Below are 21,662 nucleotides of genomic sequence, written 5' to 3'. Positions count from 1 at the left end.
CAAACGCCAGGGGTTTGTCAGCAGTCTGAGCCCGCCTGGCGGCGGGCTTGCAGATGCGATCGTCCGCTTTGCGGCGGCGATCAGGCGGCGCTGCGGGTATCCGAGATGATGCCGACGATCTCGTTGACGACGGCCTCGACCAGCTGCGGATCGTCGCCTTCGGCCATGACGCGGATGAGCGGCTCGGTGCCGGACGGTCGGATAACGAGGCGGCCGGCCTTGCCCAGGCGGTTGCGCCCTTCCTCGATGGCTGCCTTGACCGGCGCCTCCTCCAGCGGCTTGCCGCCGGAGATGCGGACGTTCTTCAGAAGCTGAGGCACCGGCTCGAACTTTTTCGACAGCTCGCTGACCGGCCGGTTCTGCCGCTTGATGCAGGCCAGCACCTGCAGCGCCGAAACCAGGCCGTCTCCGGTGGTCGAGAAATCGGACAGCACAATATGGCCGGACTGCTCCCCGCCGACATTGAGGCCGTGCGCGCGCATGTGCTCGACGACATAGCGGTCGCCGACCTTGGTGCGGTGCAGCTGCAGCTTCATGTCGCCAAGGAAACGCTCGAGACCGAGATTGGACATCACCGTCGAGACGACGCCGCCGCCGGCCAGCCGTCCGCTCTGGTGCCAGGACTCGGCGATCAGCGCCATGATCTGGTCGCCGTCGACGATGGCGCCGTTCTCGTCGACGATGACCACACGGTCGGCGTCGCCGTCGAGCGCGATGCCGATATCGGCGCGCACCTCGTGCACCTTCTTCTGCAGGCCGGCCGGATGGGTCGAGCCGCACTCCTTGTTGATGTTGAAGCCGTTCGGCTCGACATTGATGGCGACCACCTCGGCGCCGAGCTCCCACAGCGCCTCCGGCGCCACCTTGTAGGAGGCGCCGTTCGCGCAATCGACGACGATCCGAAGCCCGGAAAGCGACATCGAGCGCGGCAGCGTGCGCTTGGCGAATTCGATATAGCGGTCGTGGACGCCGTCGACGCGCTTGGCACGCCCCAGCCCGTCGGAATCGGCAAGCGACAACTCGATGTCCTTGTCGAGCATGCCTTCGATTCGCTCCTCGATCTCGTCGGAGAGCTTATAGCCGTCGGGGCCGAACAGCTTGATGCCGTTGTCGTAATAGGGGTTATGCGAGGCCGAGATCATCACCCCGATGTCGGCGCGCAGCGAGCGCACCAGCATGGCGACCGCCGGTGTCGGAATCGGCCCGAGCAGGAACACGTCCATGCCGGCGGCGCACAGGCCTGACACCATCGCGTTCTCGATCATGTAGCCGGAAAGCCGCGTGTCCTTGCCGAGCACGACGCGGTGCCGATGGTTGCCCCGCTGGAAAGAAAGGCCGGCGGCCATACCCACCCGCATGGCCACCTCGGCCGTCATGGGAAACTTGTTGGCGCGTCCGCGAATGCCGTCGGTGCCGAAATACTGCCCTGCCATACCTGCCAAAGTCCCCGTCGGTTTCAGCCGCCCGTATTGCCAGATTTGGGCCGCATCCGATCATCACGTTTCGTGATTATATATTACCATTCCTTAGAAAATCATTGTCGCGGACCGGTCAAGTGATTCGGCAGCCTGCCACGACCTCTCGTTGTAGCGGGAATATAGAAGCCCAGACAGCTTTTCCGCCCGACATGGTTGGAAAAACCTTATTTGCTCGAACCGAGCGCCAGCAATTTAGCACCTTGTCGGCAGGAACACACTTTGTGAGGGCATCCGCGCGGGAAGCATCTGGCGCAGCCCGAAGTTGAGAGCTATTGATTTGGTATAGGCACCATTTGGCGGCAGCAAGGGAGAAAAACGCCATGCTTATTCATAGACTTGCAACATTGACGGGCATCGCCGTCGCAACCCTGTTCCTGGCGGCGCCGGCCAACGCGCTGACCATGGCCGAGTGCAGCACCAAGTACAACGCGGCCAAGGACGCCGGAACGCTCAATGGCCAGACCTGGAACCAGTTCCGCAAGGCCCAGTGCGGCAGCGACGCTTCCGCCGCGACCGACACCAAGGCGGCGACCGACACCAAGGCGGCGACTGAGACCAAGGCTGCGACCGAGACCAAGGCTTCTGACACCAAGAAGGCAAAGACGGCAGCTGCCTCGGACGACACGGCCAAGGGCCTGACCGCAAAGGAATGCAGCACCAAGTATCAGGCCGCTAAGGCGGCCGGCACGCTGAACGGCATGAAGTGGAACGATTTCCGCAGGGCTGAATGCGGCCCCGGCGCCACTGCTGCGGCAACCGCCAAACCTGCCGCCAGCAAGACTTCCACCGCTGCCGCTGACGGTGGTTCGGCCAAGGGCCTGACCATGGCCGAATGCAGCAGCAAGTACCAGGCTGCCAAGACCGCCAACAAGCTCAACGGCATGAAGTGGAACGACTTCCGCAAGGCCGAATGCGGCGCCGGCGACGACGACGACACCGTGCCGGCTCCGACCGAGGCGACTTTCACCAAGGAACCGGCAAAGCCCAGCGTCGCTGCGCCGAAGGGCGTGACCTTCCCGACCGCCATCTCGCCGAAATTCGCCAACGAGACGCCGGCCAAGGCCCGCATGCACACTTGCCTCGAGCAGTACTATGCCAACAAGGACGCCAACACGCTGAACGGCCTGCGGTGGATCCAGAAGGGCGGCGGCTTCTACAGCCTCTGCAACGCCAAGCTGAAGAGCTGATCGCTCAGCGCTTACCTCCAAGACCAAGGCCCGCGCATCGCGAGATGCGCGGGCTTTTTCGTTGGACGCGCTTAAAGAGGCATATCGGCGTCGCAAAAGAACCCCCGCCGGCGAAGCTACCAATCTCCCCCTATATGGACTGAGGACATCGCGAACAGGTGTGCGAAGACATCGCGAACAGTTTCGTGCGTTTTGCGCGGGAGGTTCGGGGTGCCATGCGAGGCCAGAAGCGTGATGAGCCAGAAGGAAGATTGGCGCTTGCGCCGGACGCCGATCTTGCAGGTGCGGTCCGCGAGCGACTCGCCAATCGTCTGTGACCTCCCAAACAACAACGCCGCGGTCTGAGCCGCGGCGTCGTTTTTTATGTTTCGTTTTCGATCGAGCCTTAGCCCTGCGGCTGCGGCTCCATGCCGCCTTCGGGCTCGGGGCCCTTCTTGCGACGGCCGCCGGTGCCGGCTTTCGGCACAGCCGAGCCGCGGCTGGGCGGCGTGTCGTCGCCAAGGTCGCGGGCGGGCTTGTGGCCAGCGATCAGCTGCTTGATCTCCTCGCCGGTCAGGGTCTCGTATTCGAGCAGCCCTTCGGCCAGCGCGATCCAGTCCTTCTTCTTCTTGGTCAGCACGGTCTTGGCGGTGGAATAGGCATCGTCGATCAGCCGGCGCACCTCGGCGTCGATGATCTGCGCGGTCTCTTCCGAGATGTTCTGCTGGCGCGCCACCGAATGGCCGAGGAAGACCTCTTCCTGGTTGTCGCCATAGGCGACATGGCCGAGCTTGTCGGAGAAGCCCCAGCGCGTGACCATGGCGCGCGCCAGCTTGGTCGCCTGCTCGATGTCGGAGGAGGCGCCGGAGGTGATGTTCTCCTTGCCGAACTTGAACTCCTCGGCGACGCGGCCGCCCATCATGATCGCCAGCCTCGAGATCATGTATTTGTAGCTCATCGAATAGCGGTCGCCTTCCGGCAGCTGCATGACCATGCCGAGCGCGCGGCCGCGCGGGATGATGGTCGCCTTGTGCAGCGGATCGGCCGTCGGCACGTTGAGCGCCAGGATGGCGTGGCCTGCCTCGTGATAGGCGGTCAGCTCCTTCTCGGCCTGCGTCATCGCCGACGAGCGGCGCTCGGCGCCCATCATGATCTTGTCCTTGGCGTCCTCGAACTCGGCCATGGTGACGAGCCGCTTGTTGCGACGCGCCGCCATCAGCGCGGATTCGTTGACCAGGTTCATCAGGTCGGCGCCGGAGAAGCCGGGCGTGCCGCGCGCGATGACCTTGAGGTCGACATTGGGCGCCAGCGGCACGTTGCGCACATGCACCTTGAGGATCTTCTCGCGGCCGACGATGTCGGGGTTCGGCACGACCACCTGGCGGTCGAAGCGGCCCGGCCTGAGCAGCGCCGGGTCGAGCACGTCGGGCCGGTTGGTGGCGGCGATCAGGATGATGCTTTCGTTGGACTCGAAGCCGTCCATCTCGACCAGCAGCTGGTTCAGCGTCTGCTCGCGCTCGTCATTGCCGCCGCCGAGGCCGGCGCCGCGATGGCGGCCGACGGCGTCGATTTCGTCGATGAAGATGATGCAGGGGGCGTTCTTCTTGGCCTGGTCGAACATGTCGCGCACCCGGCTTGCGCCGACGCCGACGAACATCTCGACGAAATCCGAGCCGGAGATGGTGAAGAACGGCACGTTGGCCTCGCCTGCGACGGAGCGGGCGAGCAGCGTCTTGCCGGTTCCGGGAGGGCCGACCAGCAGCACGCCGCGCGGGATCTTGCCGCCGAGCCGCTGGAACTTCTGCGGATCGCGCAGGAACTCGACGATCTCCTCCAGGTCCTCCTTGGCCTCGTCGACGCCGGCGACGTCCTGGAAGGTGACGCGGCCATGCGCCTCGGTGAGCAACTTCGCCTTCGACTTGCCGAAGCCCATGGCGCGGCCGGAGCCGGACTGCATCTGGCGCATGAAGAATATCCACACGCCGAGGATCAGGATCATCGGCAGCCACGAGATCAGATAGCCGAACAGCGAGTTCGAACCGTCGCTTTCAGGCCGCGCGTTGATGGTGACGTTCTTGTCCTGCAGCCTGGAGACCAGCGACGGATCGCCCGGCGAATAGGTCTGGAAGCCGTTGGCGTTGTCCGTGTAGTTGCCCGAGATACGGGCGCCGGCGATCGTCACGCTCTTGACCCGGCCGGAAGAGACATCCTGCAGGAACTGCGAATAGGCAATCTCGCTCGAAGCGCCGCGCGTCTGCGGCGTCTGGAAAAGATTGAACAAGGCGATGAGCAGGACCGCTATGATCGCCCAGAGCGCGAGGTTGCGATAATTCGGATTCATCTATTGTCCTGTTGGCGTCCGCGCGCGGACCCACGATGATGATTGGAGGCTTGGGCCTAACATAGGGAGAGCGTCTCCCCTTGCCAAGCAGAACAGCATGCCTCGGTTAAGCTTTCGCCCATGCTCCGCCGCGATCATGGCCGCGAAAAGGCGACGGCGGCAGCGGCGGCGCGCCGATCAGCGCGGCGACGGCGGCAGCGGGCCGGAGATCGAAGGACGGCAGGAAGCGGGTGAAGGGCGACACCGCAGGAACGATCGCCATCGCCGGCGGCGCGGCATCGCCGCCAGCCAAATCAAGGCGTTCGCCGCCGCGCCACAGCGCGGGCTCGGCGGCCTGCGCCTTGCGCAGCAAGCTCGCCGGAACGTCGCCTTCCGGGGTAAATCGCTTGGCGGCGCCGAGACCTGCTGGCGCGATCACCAACCCGCTCGGCCTGTCGCTCAATGTGATCCTCCGCCGACCGTCCCACAAGGCCTGCTCAGCAGCCGGAACGGCGGGCAGATTGCGGGCCTCGCGGTGGAGGAAGATGCCGCCGGTGCGGCGCGCGTCGACCACCGTCCGCGACAATGTGGCGCAAAGCGTCCCCGACCGCAGATGCTCGAACAGCGCCCGGCAACGCGCCTCGTCGACAAGGAACGTGACGCCGCCAACCGCGGCGAGCAGGATGCGAAATGCATAGACGGCGGCTTCGCTATCCTCACCACTTGCGAAATCGCGATCGAGGCGGATAAGCCCCGGAGCCGGCTGGCTAGCGAAGGCGCCGATCAGCGCCGCCGCACGCTGGCCGAGGTTCTCGCGCTCGGCGGCTGCCTGTCCGGCCTTCGCGATTGCTTCCTTGAAACGCGCCTCGCCGTCTCTGCCTGCAAGCGAGATGCGCAGGCGCGGCCGCTCGAAGCGCCGGTCGACATTGGTCGGATCCTCGGTCCAGCCGATGCCGCGACGCTTCAGCATCTCCCGCAATGCCGCGCGGCGCGTGGCGAGCAGCGGGCGGGCGATCCAGACCCGCCAATCGTAGAGCGTGGCGGGCGCCATGCCGGCGAGCCCGCGGCCGACGCGTGGATCCTCGTCGCGGGCCTCCTCTTCACGAACTTGCCGCATCAGCACGGTCTCGGCCTGGTCGTCGGCGGTATGTCCGGTCACCACCGCGCCGATGCCTGCCGCTTCGGCTGCCTCGGCCAGCAGCCGGTAGCGCGCCTCGCGCGCGGCGGCCGGCAAGCCGGTCGATGGCTTGCGGCCGGACCAGACGAGCGTGCGATGCGCGATGCCGTGCTCGGCGCAAAGCCGGGCGACAGCTTGCGCTTCGGCTGCCGAGCTTGGTCTGAGGCCATGATCGATCGTCACCGCAAGCAGCCTTGCCGCGGGCAGGGTACGGTCGAGGTGGTGCTTGAGCAGAAGAAGAAGGGCGGTCGAGTCGCTGCCGCCGGACACGGCCGCAACGGCGCCGTGGGAGAAGTCGAAGTCTTGGAAAAGGCGATCCGAAAGGTCAGTCTCGGTATCGAACATCACTGCGCGTCGTCCAAAAGCGGTCCCGATTCTGGGACAACGACACGCAAGCTAGCACGAGGCCAGCGCCTTTTCCTGCTTGATGCGTTCCTTCAGCGTGCCGGAAACATCCGGGTAGCGCTTGCCGATCTCGTTGAAAGTGGCGCAGGCCACGTCGTTCTGCTTGAGGCCGACCAGCGATACGCCGAGCTTGAGCAGCATGTCGGGCGCCTTCTTGGCCTTCGGATAATCCTTGCTGGCGGCCAGGAAAACCTCCGCCGCGTCGCGATATTTCTGCTGGCCAAGCAGGGATTCGCCCAGCCAGTAATGCGCGTCCGCCGCTTTGGCGTCCTTGGGAAAGCGCGAGATATGGTCGCGGAAACCCTGCTCGGCGGTGGGATAGTCGCCCGACAGGATGAATTGGTAGGAGTTGCGGTAGAGCTCGTCCGGATTGTTGGTCGAGGGCAGCGAGGCCATGACCGTGCCGCCGGACTTGCCTTTGCCAGGCTTGCCGCCGGTCTCGGCGGCAGGCGCGTTTGCCGTAGCCGCGGGAGCTTCCGTCTGCGAGCCCGCCTGCGGGGCGGGGTCGGCATTGACGACATTGCCGTTCTTGTCGACGGTAATGGTGCCGAAGGTCTTCGGCGGCGCGCCGGTGATCAACTTGCCCGGGTCGCCGGTCTGAGACTCGACGATGACGTCGCCGACGCTCTTGCCGCCGCCGTCCTGCGGAGCCGTGCCGGGCGCAGCTTGCGTCGCCGGAGCCGTTGCGACGTTGGTGTCGGTGCCGCTGTCGCCGGCGCCAGCATCGCCCATATTCGTGTTGCCGCTGCTGCCGTCCTGCGGCGCGGTCTCCGACTTCTTCTGGCCCGTTGGCTTCGCGCCCTGCGAGCCGCCTTCGAGTTGCTGGAAGCGGAACTCGTTGTCCTCCTGCTGCTTGCGCATCTGCTCCTGCATTTGCAGGATCTGGAAATTGAGTTCCTCAAGCTTGCCGTTCATCTGCCGGATCTGATCCTCCAGACCGGTCATGCCGGCGCCGTCCTGCTGGGCGACTTGCGCCTGCTCGGTCTTCTTTTTGTCGCCGAAAATGCCCAACGTCGGCAGATGGAAAGTAAACCCGCTGTCCGAGGATTGCCCGCTGTCCGCCGGGGCGGCGACGCCTGCGATGCTTGATAGGAGCAGCAGCGCAAGCGTGCCGCTCAGGACCGTTCTGAAATGCATTATGTCTCTCGCCGTGAAATCTGTTGGCCCGATGCGCCTTTCCAAATCGGAGGGGGATAAAGCGCCCTCGCGCTCTTAGCAGGACGCGAGACTTCGGCCAAATTTTGTTTCAAGCTGTCGCATATGAAAAAGGCGGCTCGGAGGCCGCCTTTCGTTCAGCGATGTTGTATTTTTGCCGCCCACAGCGCCGCGCGTCGTCAGACGCGCCAAGGACGCTGTGGCGCTTATGAGCGTTTCCGAAAATCGATATCGATTTCCGGCGCGGCGCGTCAGGAACCGGCGCCCGAGAGCGTGGTGACGGCGCGGCGGTTCTGCGACCAGCACGAGATGTCGTCGCAGACGGCGACCGGGCGTTCCTTGCCGTAGGAGATCGTCTTCAGACGGTTGGCCGCGACGCCCTTCGAAACCAGGAAGTCGCGGGTGGCAGCGGCGCGGCGGGCGCCCAGCGCCAGATTGTACTCGCGCGTGCCGCGCTCGTCGGCATGGCCTTCGATGACGATGGCATACTGCCTGTACTGGTTGAGCCACTGCGCCTGGCGCGACAGCGTCGTCTGCGCGTCGGCGCGGATCGACGAGGAGTCGGTGTCGAAGAAGATGCGGTCGCCGATGTTGACGGTGAAGTCCTGCGCCGAGCCGGGCGTGGCAGAGCCGGCGCCGTTGAGGCCGAGATCGGCGGCGCTGTTCGGGGTCTTCTTCGAGGCGCAGCCGGTGATGGCCAGAGCCGCCACCAGCGCGATCATCGCCGGATTTCTGGTAAGTGCTGCGATACGGCCCATGCCGCCTCTCCTTCGCATTCGAGTGATTTCGTTGATCACCCAGTAACCACGTTTGGGTTAACCGGCATTCAAGAAACACGGTTAATTTTTCGTTTCGAGCCGCCGTCCTCGGCCGATTTAGCTAGGCTCACAATGCGCGGCGACCGTAGGCGGAAATGCGGCCAAAACATGAAAAAAGGGGGAATTGAGGAACTGAAGAACTGAGGAATTGAAGGAAGAAATTAGGCCAGCTTATCTCTGAAATTTACCAGCGCCCCGGGTCCTCCATTTTCCTCAGTTCTTCAGTTCCCCGTTCTTAAATTCTTCCGTTCCTCTGCCTATTCCAGCAGCGGCGACCAGGCCGGATCCGAGGCGAAGTTCGAGGTCGGGATCTGCTGCTCGTTGCGGCCGGTAAGATCGACCGTGACCAGCTTCGGCCCGCCGGCGGAGTCGCGGAAAAACATGAGCACGCGACCGTTCGGCGCCCAGGTCGGCCCCTCCTGCTGGAAACCGGAGGACAGGATGCGCTCGCCCGAACCGTCGGTCTTCATGACGCCGATCTGGAACTCGCCGCCCGACTGCTTGGTGAAGGCGATGAGGTCGCCGCGCGGCGACCACACCGGCGTGGAATAGACGCCGTCGCCGAACGAGATGCGGTGCGGGTTGGAGCCGTCCGCGCCCATGACGTAGATCTGCGAGCGGCCGCTGCCGCCGCCGCGGTCGGAGGTGAAGACGATCTGCGAGCCGTCGGGCGAATAGGAGGGCGAGGTGTCGATGGCGGTCGAGTCGGTGAGCCGCGTGGTCGAACGGCTTCTCAGATCCATGGCGAAGATGTTGGAGTTGCCGTCATCGCGCAGCAGGCTCATGATCACCTTCTGGCCATCGGGCGAAAAGCGCGGCGCGAACGTCATGCCGGGGAAATTGCCGACCAGCTCGCGCTGCCCGGTCTCGATCTGCAGCAGATACACCTTCGGCTGTCCGCTCTCATAGGACATGTAGGTGATTTCCTGCCGGTTCGGCGAGAAGCGCGGCGTGAGCACGATCGAACGGCCGTCCGACAGGTAGCGGACGTTGGCGCCGTCCTGGTCCATGATGGCGAGACGCTTCTTGCGCGCGTTCTTGGCGCCGGATTCGTCGACGAAGACGACGCGCGTATCGAAATACCCCTTCTCGCCGGTCAGCCGCTCGTAGATCGCATCGGCGATGATATGGGCGACGCGCCTGGTATTGGCGTCATTGGCGAAGAACTGCTCCCCGGCCATCTGCTGGCCGGCAAAGGTGTCCCATAGCCGGTACTGGGCGCGGATGCGGCCGTCGGCTTCCTTGCCGACGCTGCCGGTGACCAGCGCCTGCGCATTGATCACCTTCCAGTCGTCGAACCGCGGCGTGGCGTCCGGGCCGGAGATCTTCTCGATGAAAGCGCTCTTGTCGATCGGCGCGAACAGGCCGGAGCGCTTGAGGTCGGCCGTGACGATCTCCGTGATCTGGGCGCCAAGCTCACCATTGGACTGGAAGTCAGTGATGGCGATCGGCAGCGGCTCGACATTGCCCTTGTTGACGTTGAGCTCGACGAGCGCCCAGGCCGGCAAGGTGGCGGCGGTCGTCATGCCCAGCGCCATGGCAGCAATCGTCAGGAGCGGCTTGAGGAAAGATCTCATGTCTTCTCGCTTCTCTTCTTTGGTGGTTCGGACGCAAGGCCTATAGGCCAAGCATCTCCCTTGGGTCGAAGGTGACCCGGATGTCGTTCCAAATATCCTGCTTGCCGGCTGGAACCTGCAGGCCGGCCACGTCGCATTTTTGAACCGCGCGCACTGCGCTTTCGTCGAACTGCCGGTTGCCGCTCGACTGCTCGATCGAAGGGCGGCCGTCGAGCTTGCCGTTGGTATCGAGATTGAACCGGACCACGACGACGAAGTTCTCCGAACCTTCCAGTCCAACGGGCAAGGTCCAGCAGCCGCCGAGCTGAGCTTCGAGCGCGCCTTGCTCGGATTTGGACAGCTTCTGGCCCTGATCCTTCTCGCCGCCGAGCGACGACTGCTGGGTGGAGCGCTTGGCGCCGCCACCGGACGGCTTCTGCTTGTCCAGAAGTGCTGAAATCTCGTCGGCGTTGAACTGCTTTTCATCCGACTTCGGCTTCGAGGAAGCTTCCTTGACCGGCTTTTCCGCGTCCTTGCGTTCCGGCGCCTTGGCGCTCTCGGCGGGAGCGGGCTGCGGCTTTGGCCGCGCTGCAGGGGCGGGTGCCGAGTCCGGAAGCTTAGCCTCCTCGGTCGGCTGCTCCTTGGCGATCGCCTCGGCGACGGCGTCCGGCTTGACCTCTTCTTTCTGGATGGCGGCGGTCGTGTCCTTCGGCGGCGCTGGCGTCGGCTCCTTGGCGGGTGTCGGCTTCGGCTCCGCCTGCTTGACCGGCTCGGGCTTGACCTCTTCCTTAGGTGTCGGCGTCGGCGCGACTTCGGTCGCCGGGGTCGGCTTCGGCTTTTCCTGCGGCTTCGGCACGTCCTCGACCGCCGGCTTCTCGGTCGGCGTCGGCGCCGGGGGCGGCGCGGATGTCTTCTCGACCGGCTTCGGCTTGGCCTCGTCGGTTACCGGCTTGTCGGTGTCGACGCTGTTCTCGCCGACCTTCTGCGCGTCGGGGACGATATCCGGGCGCCTGGTCGGCAACGGCGCCGGCTTGTCATGCATGACCGCTTTCTTGTCGCCCTGCAGCGTCTGCGCGATCGCTTCCATCGGCACGATGTCGACCGCGACGGACTCCACGTCGGAAGCCGGCATGGCGGGCGGCGAGGACAGCGTGAACAGCCCGAAGGCCAGCGCCACCGCATGCAAGATGACCGATGAGGTGAGGCCGGTCCGCATTTGGCGTTTACTGATCCTGTTCCTGCAGCGAAACCAGGCCGATGTTCTTGTAGCCGGCCGCCGAAATGCGGGCCATGACCTTCATGGCGGTGCCATAATCCGTCGACTTGTCGCCGCGAATGAAGATGCGCTCGTCATAGCCGGTCTTCGAGATTGCCTGCAGCTTCGCTACCAGCTCATCGATCGGGATCTCGGTTTCCTGCAGATAGATTTGGCCGGCCGCGTTGATCGACACCGTGATCGGCTGCGTGTCGACATTCATCGCCTTGGCTTTCGTGTCGGGCAGGTCGATCGGAACGCCGACGGTGAGCAACGGCGCCGCGACCATGAAGATGATCAGCAGCACCAGCATCACGTCGACCATCGGCGTGACGTTGATTTCCGACATCAGGCCATGATGACGACCGCGCCGCCGGTGGCCGCGTCCGCCTCGCCCTATGCCACCTGCGCTAGCAGCAGACATACCCATGATCGTACCTCAGGCCTTCTGCGCGACTTTTTCATCGATTTGGCGCGAGAGTATGGCGGAGAACTCATCCGCAAACCCTTCCATGCGCACGGCGAGCTTGTTCGCATCCGACGACAGCTTGTTGTAGGCGATGACGGCCGGAATGGCCGCGAGCAGGCCGATGGCCGTCGCCAGCAGCGCTTCTGCGATGCCGGGCGCCACGACCGAGAGGCTGGTGTTCTTCGAGGCGGCGATCGCCTGGAAGGAGGTCATGATACCGATGACGGTGCCGAACAAGCCGATGAATGGCGCGGCCGAACCCGTGGTGGCGAGGAAGCCGAGCCGACCCTCCAGCCTTTCCATCTCGCGGGTCAGCGCGAGATCCATCGCCTTGTCAATGCGGGTCTGCAATGCCAGCGCCGATTTGGCGCCCTTCTCGAAGCTCTTCTTCCATTCGCGCATGGCGGCGACGAAGATCGCGCCCATGCCGGTGGTCTTGCGGTCGGCGAGCGTGCGGTAGAGCTCCTCGAGCGACTGTCCCGACCAAAACACCTGCTCGAAGCGGTTGAGCGCCATCCGCATGCGGCTATAGGCGACAAGCTTGTCGATGATGATCGCCCAGGTCCAGATCGAGGCGCAGAGCAAGCCGATCATGACCAATTTGACCACCCAGCCGGCCTGCATGAACAAGGCCCATATCGACAAATGCGCGCCCGGGTCGGCGAGTGCGATGTTTTCCATGACTACGTCCTTAAGATTTTTCCGGGCATCGCTGGCGGCTGGCCCATGGCATCCCTTTGGTCCGATCGCGCGAAGCCTGAAGCTCGCGGGACAAGCCCCGAATGCACCGTTTCGCGGCGTTTTCGGGGCAAATCTTGGTGAAAGGAAGGCACACGAATTGCGCCAATCTTCACCAATTCCTTCATGAACCGTTATGGTTAAGGATGGGTTAGGATATGAAGCGTGGCGCATTGCCGCGCCCACCGGGCCGGCGCCATGCTGGATGCGGCCGATCAGTGCACATCGCGCTGAAGCAGGTCCAGGCGATGCGCTTTAGGTGTTTTGGTGCATGTCGTTGTCCCAGAACGGGCAACTCCTGCGTGACAGGGATTCGGCCGAAGCCGGTTCGCGGTGATCAGTCGCTCGCCCTCGGCATAAAGGCCGCGATCCATTCCTTCGGAAATCTGCGCGGCCGGCCGTTCTCGCCGATGATCGCCGCCTCGACCTTCGCTTCGACCAGCACCTCGCCGCCACGCTTCAACTGCTGCGCCATGAAGATGCGGGCGCCCGAAATGTCCTCGGTGCGCGTGTCGATGGTGAGGATGTCGTCCATGCGGGCCGGCGAACGGAAGTCGATCTCCATGCGCCGCACCACCCAGACGATGCGCTCGCCATGCTTGCCATCGGCAAGCTCGGTGTGATGGACGCCGGCGAGCCTGAGATAGTCCGAGCGCCCGCGTTCGAAGAATTCGAGATAGCGCGCATGGTAGACGACGCCGGAGAAATCGGTGTCGGCATAGTAGACGCGGGCCATCAGGCGATGGCCGGATTGCGTCAGCGCCCCCGAGAGCCCGGCGCTGAGCGCTGCGGATTCACCATGATCGTCCATCGCGCTTTCCTTATTCAGGCCCGAACAGGCAGGTGTTTGGCGCGAGAACCGGATGGCACTGTTGGGCGCGATGATCAAGCCTTGATGGCGGGGGTTCTGGCGCTTGGCGCCTGCGCGGTTTTCCGTCCGCGTGAAAATACCGGAGCTACCCGAGGTCGATCTGCAGGATCTCTGGTGGCATGCCGAACCGGACCGGCATGATGCTGAAGCCGAGCCCGCCGGAAACGATCAGGTTGCGATCGTTCTCGACGACATGGCCATAGGCGTAGCGGTTGCCGAAGTCGGACGGCACGACCGGCGAATAGCCGAACAGCCGCACCTGCCCGCCATGGGTGTGGCCCGAAAGCGTTAGCGAAACTCGCCAAGGCACTTTCGGAAAGATGTCCGGCTCATGCGCTAGCAGGATGATCGGCTCGTCGCCTTGCACCTTGGCAAGCGTCCCGCCGAGGTCGTCCAGGCCCTTGAAGCCGTGGCGGCCCAGGGCTTTGCTCGGCCGGATTGCCAGTTGGTCCGCGAGTCCAGCGATCCAGAAGCCCTGCCCGTCCTTCTCCAGCCGCATCACGTCGTTTTCCAGCACCGGGATGCCGACGCTCTCCAGTGCCTTGCGCGCGGCCGTTGGCCCGGTCATGGCCAGTTGCGCCGCATGATCGTGCCACCAGTCGTGATTGCCGAGGATCGAGAGCATGCCGAGCGGCGCCTTCAGCCCTGACAAAGCGGCGGCCCACTCCGGTGCAGACACTTCGGCCGTGACCAGCCGCATTCCATCGACATAGTCGCCGAGCAGCACGATCAGGTCTGGCTGCAGGGCATTCGTCCTTTCGACGAGCGAGGCGATCCGCTCCGAGGTCATCCAGGGATGACAGGCATGAATGTCGGCCAGTGCTGCGACGCGCAGCTTGAGGCCTGCGGGCCAGTGCGGCGGCGTCAGCGAATAGCGTTTGACATGGGCGAGCAGCATCGGCTCAATGCCGACCGCATAGGCGCTCAACGACACCATGGACAGGAACGATCCGCCGATGAGGCGCAGAAAGCCACGTCTGGTGATCATCGGTCAGCCCCGACCCCTGCAAATGCGTCAGCTGCCTTAGAGGCTGCAATTGTGCCTTCAGCTTGGCGGAGCTGGGGAGATTTCGCGCAGGAAGCCCTTCAAGGCGCGTCCGACGAACAAATGTCCGTTACTCTTCCTGGAACAGGCTGATCTGCTGCTGCGCGAGGTCTTTCGGTGCTTCAAGGCCGAGATGCCGCCAGGCATTGGCCGTCAGCACGCGGCCGCGCGGCGTGCGCTGGATGAAGCCCTGCTGGATCAGATAGGGTTCGATGATGTCCTCGATGGCGTCGCGCGGTTCCGACAGCCCAGCCGCGATCGTCTCGATGCCGACCGGTCCGCCGCCGAAGTTGCGGGCGATCATCGAGAGATACCGGCGGTCGAGCGCGTCGAGGCCGAGCCCGTCGACTTCCAGCCTGGTCAGCGCCTCGTCGGCAATGCGTTTATCGACATGGCCGTTTCCGGCGACGGAGGCGAAGTCTCGCACCCGGCGCAACAGACGTCCGGCAATGCGCGGCGTGCCGCGAGCGCGGCGCGCGATCTCCAGCGCGCCGTCGTCACCGAGCGGCATCGAGAGGATGCGGGCGCCGCGGCGCACGATCTGCTCCAGCTCCTCGACCGTGTAGAAATTGAGCCTGACCGGGATGCCGAAACGGTCGCGCAGAGGATTCGTCAAAAGTCCGAGCCGGGTTGTCGCCGCAACCAGCGTGAAGCGGGCAAGATCGATCTTGACCGAGCGCGCCGCCGGCCCCTCGCCGATGATGAGGTCAAGCTGGAAATCCTCCATCGCCGGGTAGAGGATTTCTTCCACCGCCGGATTGAGCCGGTGGATCTCGTCGATGAAGAGCACGTCGCGCTCCTCGAGATTGGTGAGCAGCGCCGCAAGGTCGCCGGCCTTGGCGATGACCGGCCCCGACGTCGAGCGGAAATTGACGCCGAGCTCACGCGCCATGATCTGCGCCAGCGTCGTCTTGCCGAGCCCCGGCGGGCCGACGAACAGCACATGGTCGAGCGCCTCGCCGCGGCTCTTGGCGGCATCGACGAAGACCTTGAGATTGGCACGCGCCGCAGCCTGGCCGACGAACTCGTCAAGCGACTGCGGCCGCAAGCTCTGGTCGGCATCCTCGCCGCGCTTGTCGGGGGCAATGAGACGGGGCGAAAGGCTCATGCGGTCTTCCTTGCATACGGCAAGGACCGGGACAAGCGCCGCCTCACCGCGCCAGTTCCTTCAGGCCGAAGCGGATCAGCTTCGAGGCATCCGCCCCTTCGCCGGCCGACTTTAGGGCCGCGGCCACCGCATTGGCGGCGATGTCGCGCGAATAGCCGAGATTGACCAGCGCCGAGACTGCGTCGGTGATGGGTGCTGCCGCCACGCCTTCGCCAAGCTCCTGCTTGAGGCTGATCGTGCCGGTGGCGGCACCCGCATAGGCCGGCGCCTTGGTGCGCAATTCGGTGACGATGCGCTCGGCCACCTTCTTGCCGACGCCCGGTGCGCGCGACACCATGGCGATGTCGCGCAACGCGATCGCATTGGCGAGGTCGGGCGGCGCCAGCGTCGACAGCACGGCCAGCGCCACCTTGGCGCCGACGCCCTGCACATTGTTCATCAAAAGGCGGAACCACTCGCGCTCGAGCGGGGTCTGAAAGCCGTATAGCCGGATCATGTCCTCGCGCACATAGGTCTCGATGAACAGCACCACCGCCTCGCCGGGGGACGGCAGCGCGGCAAGCGTGCGAGCCGAGCAATGGGCGACATAGCCGACGCCGTGCACGTCCACGACGCAGGAATCCTCGTCGATCTCATCCAGCGTGCCCTTCAGCTTGCCGATCATGTCCTGGCCTTCATGGATGCGTTTCCGGAGAGACGATTTCGAGGTCGGGAAAATAGCTGCGATAGCGAGGAGCGTCGCGCGTCAATAGGCGGTGACCAGCAACGGCCGCATGAGCACCAATGAAAAAATCCGGCAAGGTCCGCTCTCGAACACCGCCGGCCCGCCGATAACGGGAATGTGCCACCCCAGCCAAGAATGCGGCTTCCCAGGGCAAAAACTCGCGATCCATTTCAAGCCTCTCGGCTGCTTTCCTCAGCATTGCTTCGGAAGCAACCAGGGGAGCAAGCTCGGACCAGACGATGCTGTTGATGACCAACGCGCCATCGCGTCGGCAGGAGATAATCGCGGACGAAGACCATTCCGTCAGCGGCCCAGCCGGACCCCAGACGTCAATGAGCACGTTTGTGTCAATCAACGTCGAGATTTTCACGTGGTCCCCTCAACCACTCCATGTACTCGTCCGTCGTCATGCCGCCCAAATCCAGCGTCCCCTCCATCTTGCCGAGGACCTCTTTGAATTTGCGGGCAGCTTCCTCCTCCGAAAAGTTTTCGTTGACGGCGACAAGCCGGGCGCCCTCGTCCGTAGCCACGAACTGGACCTCCGAACCCGGGCCTATGCCCAAGTGGTCCCTTATTTGTTTGGGGATCGTGACTTGCCCTTTGGTGGTCACACGCATGGTAATACTCCGAAGGTATTACTTACCGCGCAAATGAGAACAAGTCAAGAACACTACCCGGCCAGCGCCGCCATTCGGTAGGCGACGCTTTGACGGTGATGCGCATGACATATGGCGATGGCCAGGGCATCGGCGGCATCGTCGGTCTCGAACACCGCTTTCGGCATCAGCACTTTCACCATCATATGGATCTGCTTCTTCTCGCCGTGGCCGACGCCGATCACCGCCTTCTTGACCGCGTTGGGCGCGTATTCCGCTACCGCCAGCCCGGCGCGCGCCGGCACCAGCATGGCGATGCCGCGCGCCTGGCCGAGCTTCAGCGTTGCTGTGGCATCCTTGTTGACGAAGGTCTGCTCGATCGCGGCCTCGTGCGGCATGGCCTGGTGCAGCACTTCGGCGAGCCCATCATGCAATTGGCAGAGCCTCGTTGCGAGAGGCGCCTTGTCGTCGGAACGCACGGTGCCGGAGGCGACGAAGCGCAGCGAATTGCCGAGGCTCTCGACGATGCCCCAGCCGGTGCGCCTCAGGCCCGGATCGATGCCGATGATGCGAATCGCTTCCCCCATGCGCCAAGTCTAACCGCGGCGCATGGCGATGCCAGTGAATTGTGAACAAACCAGAAACAACCTGTGCAGGGCGGGGTGCTTCAGAATTCGGTCCGATGAGTCATATGGCGGCGTTTTCAAGAACCGGTGCGGAGCGTGCTTTGGTACGCGAGGACCGGACGCGCAAAAAACGGCGCCAGATGGCCATCAGAGCGTGCGGAGCAGCCTGTTAGCCGCGGGCGAAGGCCGTGTTCAGCAAGCTGATCTGATCGGAGACCGGGTTGGCGCGGCGGGTGGCGGCCGGCGTGTCGTTCATGGCGCCGCCGTAGATCTCCTCGTCCATGCGCTTCACCAGCGCCTGCAGGCGCAGCGACCGGCTCACCAGGTCCAGGAAGTCCTTTGGCAATTCGCTCCAGCCCAGCGCCTCGTCATGCGCGGAGGCGGTATCGAGCCGCACCTTGGATTTTTCCGAGGCGACCTGGTCGCGGGTCATCTCGCCGGAATTGGCCGCGCGCTGCAAAAGCAGCCAGGAGGCGACCTGCATCAGCCTCGTGGTAAGACGCATCGATTCGGCCGCATAGAGCGTCGCCGCCGTGCGCGACAGCTTCTTGGCTTCGAGCCTGCCCTTGCCGTCAAGATATTCGGCCGCCTGTTCGACCAGGCCCATGCCCTCCTGGTAAAGCGGCTTGAAGGATTGGGAGAAAACCCGGCGTTCCGCGAGCTTTATGGTTTTCGCGCTGCCCTTCGAAGGCTCGTTCATCGATACGCCCCTGCACTGCCGCAAGCCGATTCGGCATCCTTGCCGATACGGCCTGCACCCTTAAACGACTGAGGCTTGAAAATGCGCTTCGATGCCCATGAAGGCAAGCGCATGTTTAACAAACGGTTAACGCCGAGGCGCGCTGCCCGCCGGCGGCCAACGGGCAAAAAAAGAGCCGCGGATAAGGCGGCTCTCAGGAGTTTAACAGGGAGGCGTCAAACAAAGTGGCTCCAACCACTCGGTAAGAATCCAGACAAACTGGATGGTCCTAGTAAACGCCTGTAAAGCTTAATGAAGCCTTAACGCCGCGCGGAATTTTCAAGCGAACGGACTTTTCCTGTGCCGGAACGGGACGGCCCGACTCCTCCCGCGCCATCAAGCCCTGGATGCATATGGTGGCGCCGAAACATCGGCCCCGCCGCCGCGACATCGTTTCGAAACACGCTCCGCGCTAAACGCCCGCTCCTCTGGGCTGGCGCAGTCGACGCCGTCACCGATCAAGAAATGCAGGAGCACACCATGGACTGGTATTCGATCGTCAAATTCCTTCACGTCGTCTCGGCCATCCTGTGGGTCGGCGGCGGCTTCGTCCTGTTCCTGCTCGGCGTGCTCGCCGAGCGCGCCGGCAACATCCAGGACAAGCTGCAAGCGATGCGGGCGAGCGGCGAGCTTGGCGGCCGCTTCTTCGCGCCGATGTCGATGCTCACCCTGATTTTCGGCCTGATCATGTGCGGCTTCTGGGTCGGCTTTTCCGACCTGTGGATCATCATCGGCCTTGTCGGCTACGCCACGACCTTCTCGATCGGCATGCTCGTTTTCAAGCCGACCGGCGAGCGGATGGGCGCCATGGTCGCCAACGAAGGCGTGACGCCGGCGGTTCTCGCCATCGGCCAGCGCATGATGCGCTGGGCGCGTTTCGACTACGCGGTGATGCTGGTGATCATCGCCGACATGGTGCTGAAGCCTACGCTTCACGACATCGGCATTCTCGCCGGCATGGTGCTGGTGATCGCATCCGGCGCAGCGCTTGCGCTTGGCGGCGGCCGCCAGCTGGTGCCGAGCGCCGCTTGATCCTTCTGTAGCGGGCGGCGCCGGTGCGCCGCCCTGCCCATCACATCAGGCCCGCAATACCGTCCCAGAGCAGCTTGAGCGCCACCACCGCCACCGTCGCGTATGTGAACGGATAAAACACCTCCGGCCGCATGCGGCGCACCAGCCAGGCGCCGGCGATGGTGGAAAGCGGCGCCAGCGGCATCAGCGCAAACGATGCGGTGAGATTGGCGCTGTCGAACTGGCCAAGCGCGAAATAGGGAATGAGCTTCAGCGCGTTGGTAGCGGCGAAGAAGATCGCCGCCGTCCCTGACAGCACCTTCGGGTCGAGCCGGATCGGCAGCGCGTAGACCTGGAAGGGCGGGCCGCCGACGTGGGCGACGAAGCTGGTGAAGCCCGCAACGATGCCCCAGAACGCCGCCGCGATGCGGTTCGGCTCCACCTCGTGGTCGGCGCCGTGGCGAAACTGCAGATAGATCCAGCGCAGGACGAAGACCAGCGCGACCGCGCCGACGATCAGCCGCACCATTTCCTCCGTCACCAGGGCCGCCGTCAGCCAGCCGAGGCCGATGCCGATGACGGCGCCGGGCATCATGTCGACCAGCATCTTGCGGTCATAAACGCCCCACCATGTCCACACCGAAACGATGTCCATCAGGCAAAGGATCGGCAGCAGGATGGCCGCCGCTTGCACCGGCGGGATGGCCAGCGCCATCAGCGGCACGCCGACGAAGCCCACGGCGCCGCCGAAGCCGCCCTTCGACAGGCCGACAAGGATGACCGCCGGAATGGCGGCGGCATAGAACCAGGGATCGCTGAGCAGGCCTGCCATGGAGATACGGGGATAAGAAACGGCTGGAGGATGGCGGGAGACTTGCAATAGACCACAAAGCGAAAGACCGCGATAGCCCAAGCGCGCCCGTCAGCCGGTCGGCGCGATCAACTGTCCGTAATCCGGCCTGCCGAGTTTGCGGCTGGCGGCGGGCCATGCATAAGGTCACCCGCCCAGCATGAGGTTTGACGATGAGCGAAGTCCTGATCCGCCGCGCGGACAAAGCCGATCTTGCGGCGATCGTCGCGATGCTTGCCGATGACGCGCTTGGCCGCGCCCGCGAGAATGCAAGCGTGCCTTTGGCGCAAGCCTATCAGGACGCCTTCGCGGCCATAGACGGCAACCCGAACCATTTCCTGGCGGTGATGACGGACGGCGCCGAAGTCATCGGCACCTTGCAGATCAGTTTTATCCCAGGCCTGTCGTTGCAGGGCGCTTGGCGCGGCCAGATCGAGGCGGTGCGCGTCGCGGCGAGCCGGCGCGGAGAGGGGCTCGGGCATAGCCTGCTGGAATGGGCGATCGAAAGATGCCGCGAGCGCGGCTGCAGGGTGGTGCAACTGACGACCAACAAGAGCCGGCTCGACGCGCACCGCTTCTACGAACGGCTCGGCTTCAAGGCGAGCCACATCGGCTACAAGCTGGATCTTTGACGCACCCGCGCCGGCGATGCCGCCGACCTCTCATCGCCGCGCCTGAACCAGAAGAAACATCGGCCGCTCGACCTCTTTGGCCAGTTCAGGCCTGGCGGCGATCTGCCCTTCAGTTGGACAGAATTCCTCCACGCGGCCGATGGTGAACCCGGCCTGGATCAGGTTGTTGAGCGTGGTGCCGAGTGTGCGGTGGTGCTTCACCACGCCCTCGGAGAACCAGTCGGTCGTGCGCGGCCCTTCCACCAGATACTGATCGACGGGCCAGACGTTCCTTCCTGCGGCGTCCACGGACCAGCCCGGATTGCTTGGAGCCATGAAGATCGGATGCTCCGTCGAGAAGACGAAGAACCCGCCAGGGACCAGGGCCTGGTACCGTCGCGAACAGCCGCGCGGCATCGCTGACATAATGCAGGGCAAGCGAGCTATAGGCGAGGTCGAAGCGCGCCTTCGGCAAACTGAGCTCGTCGAGGTCGACGCGCTCATAGGCTATGGCTTCGTCGGAGCCGGCGGCGCGTGCTCGGGCGAGCATCCTTTCCGACAGGTCGAGGCCCAGAACCTGCTTGGCTCCGTGCGCCCCTGCCCAGCGGCAGAACCAGCCGAAGCCGCAACCGAGATCGACGATGCTTAGACCACCCACCTTCGGCAGCATGGCGCGCAGAACCGGCCACTCGGGCGCGCCGTCCAACCCTTCCACCGAACGATGCAGACGGCTGTAGCCTTCGAAGAAATCGGCCTTGTCGTAGATATTTTGCGCCATGCTCTTCCCGTGCTTTCAATTGCTAACCTAGCGGTCGCTTCGTTAGCGTCCATCAGCAGCTTCAACAGGCCGTCTGTCAGTCCTTGAAGATTGGCGCAAGCCGCTGCTGCCGCGACGCTTTTCAGCGGCGATCTTCGCCCGCCTCCTGTTCAAGCCGGACGCTTTG

Annotated in this window: 21 protein-coding genes and 1 pseudogene; 3 read left to right on the top strand and 19 right to left on the bottom strand. The window is 64.2% G+C overall.

The annotated features are described in order from the left end of the window. Nucleotides 1-80: 80 nt before the first annotated feature. Nucleotides 81-1,433, bottom strand: a complete 1,353-nt coding sequence (gene glmM, locus EJ078_RS17040) for a phosphoglucosamine mutase (protein ID WP_067001816.1) — start codon at nucleotides 1,431-1,433, stop codon at nucleotides 81-83. Between the two features lie 365 nt (nucleotides 1,434-1,798). Here glmM and EJ078_RS17035 point away from each other — a divergent pair, with 365 nt between their 5' ends. After that, entirely contained in the window at nucleotides 1,799-2,665 is an 867-nt protein-coding gene (locus EJ078_RS17035) for a hypothetical protein (RefSeq protein WP_127404311.1), read from the top strand. A gap of 385 nt (nucleotides 2,666-3,050) precedes the next feature. Here the strand turns inward: EJ078_RS17035 and ftsH are convergent, their stop codons facing one another. The 16 genes from ftsH to EJ078_RS16955 form a co-directional block, all read right to left on the bottom strand. Next, nucleotides 3,051-4,985 (bottom strand): ATP-dependent zinc metalloprotease FtsH, encoded by a 1,935-nt coding sequence (gene ftsH / locus EJ078_RS17030; protein ID WP_067001810.1) that lies wholly within the window; start codon nucleotides 4,983-4,985, stop codon nucleotides 3,051-3,053. A gap of 106 nt (nucleotides 4,986-5,091) precedes the next feature. Next, entirely contained in the window at nucleotides 5,092-6,486 is a 1,395-nt protein-coding gene (gene tilS, locus EJ078_RS17025; protein WP_127404228.1) for a tRNA lysidine(34) synthetase TilS, read from the bottom strand. Nucleotides 6,487-6,537: 51 nt separating this feature from the next. After that, nucleotides 6,538-7,683, bottom strand: a complete 1,146-nt coding sequence (gene ybgF, locus EJ078_RS17020; RefSeq protein WP_127216382.1) for a tol-pal system protein YbgF — start codon at nucleotides 7,681-7,683, stop codon at nucleotides 6,538-6,540. A 269-nt stretch (nucleotides 7,684-7,952) separates the two neighbouring features. Next, nucleotides 7,953-8,459 carry a peptidoglycan-associated lipoprotein Pal gene (pal, locus tag EJ078_RS17015; protein ID WP_067001802.1) on the bottom strand — a complete coding sequence of 169 codons (507 nt, stop codon included), beginning with the start codon at nucleotides 8,457-8,459 and terminating at the stop codon, nucleotides 7,953-7,955. A 317-nt stretch (nucleotides 8,460-8,776) separates the two neighbouring features. Beyond that, a complete protein-coding gene (gene tolB / locus EJ078_RS17010; RefSeq protein WP_245299761.1) occupies nucleotides 8,777-10,057 on the bottom strand; it encodes a Tol-Pal system beta propeller repeat protein TolB in 1,281 nt (426 codons plus the stop codon). A 79-nt stretch (nucleotides 10,058-10,136) separates the two neighbouring features. After that, entirely contained in the window at nucleotides 10,137-11,291 is a 1,155-nt protein-coding gene (locus EJ078_RS17005; protein ID WP_127847952.1) for a cell envelope integrity protein TolA, read from the bottom strand. Nucleotides 11,292-11,298: 7 nt separating this feature from the next. Continuing rightward, the gene (gene tolR / locus EJ078_RS17000) at nucleotides 11,299-11,760 is read right to left on the bottom strand and encodes a protein TolR (RefSeq protein WP_095782570.1); all 462 of its coding nucleotides are present in this window, start codon (nucleotides 11,758-11,760) and stop codon (nucleotides 11,299-11,301) included. Nucleotides 11,761-11,769: 9 nt separating this feature from the next. Then, entirely contained in the window at nucleotides 11,770-12,480 is a 711-nt protein-coding gene (tolQ, locus tag EJ078_RS16995) for a protein TolQ (protein WP_067001789.1), read from the bottom strand. A gap of 394 nt (nucleotides 12,481-12,874) precedes the next feature. Further along, nucleotides 12,875-13,348 (bottom strand): tol-pal system-associated acyl-CoA thioesterase, encoded by a 474-nt coding sequence (gene ybgC, locus EJ078_RS16990; protein WP_095830982.1) that lies wholly within the window; start codon nucleotides 13,346-13,348, stop codon nucleotides 12,875-12,877. 145 nt (nucleotides 13,349-13,493) lie between these two features. Continuing rightward, the gene (locus EJ078_RS16985; RefSeq protein WP_127216318.1) at nucleotides 13,494-14,396 is read right to left on the bottom strand and encodes a metallophosphoesterase; all 903 of its coding nucleotides are present in this window, start codon (nucleotides 14,394-14,396) and stop codon (nucleotides 13,494-13,496) included. 127 nt (nucleotides 14,397-14,523) lie between these two features. Then, nucleotides 14,524-15,561, bottom strand: coding sequence for a Holliday junction branch migration DNA helicase RuvB (gene ruvB / locus EJ078_RS16980; protein ID WP_067002199.1), 1,038 nt, complete (start codon nucleotides 15,559-15,561; stop codon nucleotides 14,524-14,526). A gap of 43 nt (nucleotides 15,562-15,604) precedes the next feature. Further along, nucleotides 15,605-16,225, bottom strand: a complete 621-nt coding sequence (ruvA, locus tag EJ078_RS16975) for a Holliday junction branch migration protein RuvA (protein WP_095778095.1) — start codon at nucleotides 16,223-16,225, stop codon at nucleotides 15,605-15,607. Between the two features lie 10 nt (nucleotides 16,226-16,235). Next, nucleotides 16,236-16,655 (bottom strand): type II toxin-antitoxin system VapC family toxin, encoded by a 420-nt coding sequence (locus EJ078_RS16970; RefSeq protein WP_082980671.1) that lies wholly within the window; start codon nucleotides 16,653-16,655, stop codon nucleotides 16,236-16,238. Then, complete coding sequence (locus EJ078_RS16965) at nucleotides 16,633-16,902, bottom strand: AbrB/MazE/SpoVT family DNA-binding domain-containing protein (RefSeq protein WP_208720749.1); 270 nt, start codon at nucleotides 16,900-16,902, stop codon at nucleotides 16,633-16,635. The genes EJ078_RS16970 and EJ078_RS16965 overlap by 23 nt, the downstream gene beginning before the upstream one ends. A 53-nt stretch (nucleotides 16,903-16,955) precedes the next feature. Continuing rightward, nucleotides 16,956-17,468 carry a crossover junction endodeoxyribonuclease RuvC gene (ruvC, locus tag EJ078_RS16960; RefSeq protein ID WP_067001770.1) on the bottom strand — a complete coding sequence of 171 codons (513 nt, stop codon included), beginning with the start codon at nucleotides 17,466-17,468 and terminating at the stop codon, nucleotides 16,956-16,958. A gap of 208 nt (nucleotides 17,469-17,676) precedes the next feature. Continuing rightward, nucleotides 17,677-18,207 carry a DUF1465 family protein gene (locus EJ078_RS16955; protein WP_095824088.1) on the bottom strand — a complete coding sequence of 177 codons (531 nt, stop codon included), beginning with the start codon at nucleotides 18,205-18,207 and terminating at the stop codon, nucleotides 17,677-17,679. A 519-nt stretch (nucleotides 18,208-18,726) separates the two neighbouring features. Here EJ078_RS16955 and EJ078_RS16950 point away from each other — a divergent pair. Beyond that, complete coding sequence (locus tag EJ078_RS16950; protein ID WP_067319698.1) at nucleotides 18,727-19,278, top strand: DUF2269 family protein; 552 nt, start codon at nucleotides 18,727-18,729, stop codon at nucleotides 19,276-19,278. 40 nt (nucleotides 19,279-19,318) lie between these two features. On the opposite strand, the gene EJ078_RS16945 is transcribed toward EJ078_RS16950, so the two are convergent. After that, entirely contained in the window at nucleotides 19,319-20,089 is a 771-nt protein-coding gene (locus tag EJ078_RS16945; protein WP_127216317.1) for a sulfite exporter TauE/SafE family protein, read from the bottom strand. Nucleotides 20,090-20,280: 191 nt separating this feature from the next. Here EJ078_RS16945 and EJ078_RS16940 point away from each other — a divergent pair, with 191 nt between their 5' ends. Further along, entirely contained in the window at nucleotides 20,281-20,739 is a 459-nt protein-coding gene (locus tag EJ078_RS16940) for a GNAT family N-acetyltransferase (RefSeq protein WP_127216316.1), read from the top strand. 30 nt (nucleotides 20,740-20,769) lie between these two features. Here EJ078_RS16940 and EJ078_RS16935 read toward each other — a convergent pair. Further along, a pseudogene (locus EJ078_RS16935) lies at nucleotides 20,770-21,496 on the bottom strand (methyltransferase domain-containing protein). Nucleotides 21,497-21,662 lie beyond the last annotated feature (166 nt).

The sequence above is a fragment of the Mesorhizobium sp. M1A.F.Ca.IN.022.06.1.1 genome, assembly GCF_003952605.1.
Classification (GTDB): domain Bacteria; phylum Pseudomonadota; class Alphaproteobacteria; order Rhizobiales; family Rhizobiaceae; genus Mesorhizobium.
This window is presented reverse-complemented; position numbering and strand designations above follow the sequence as displayed.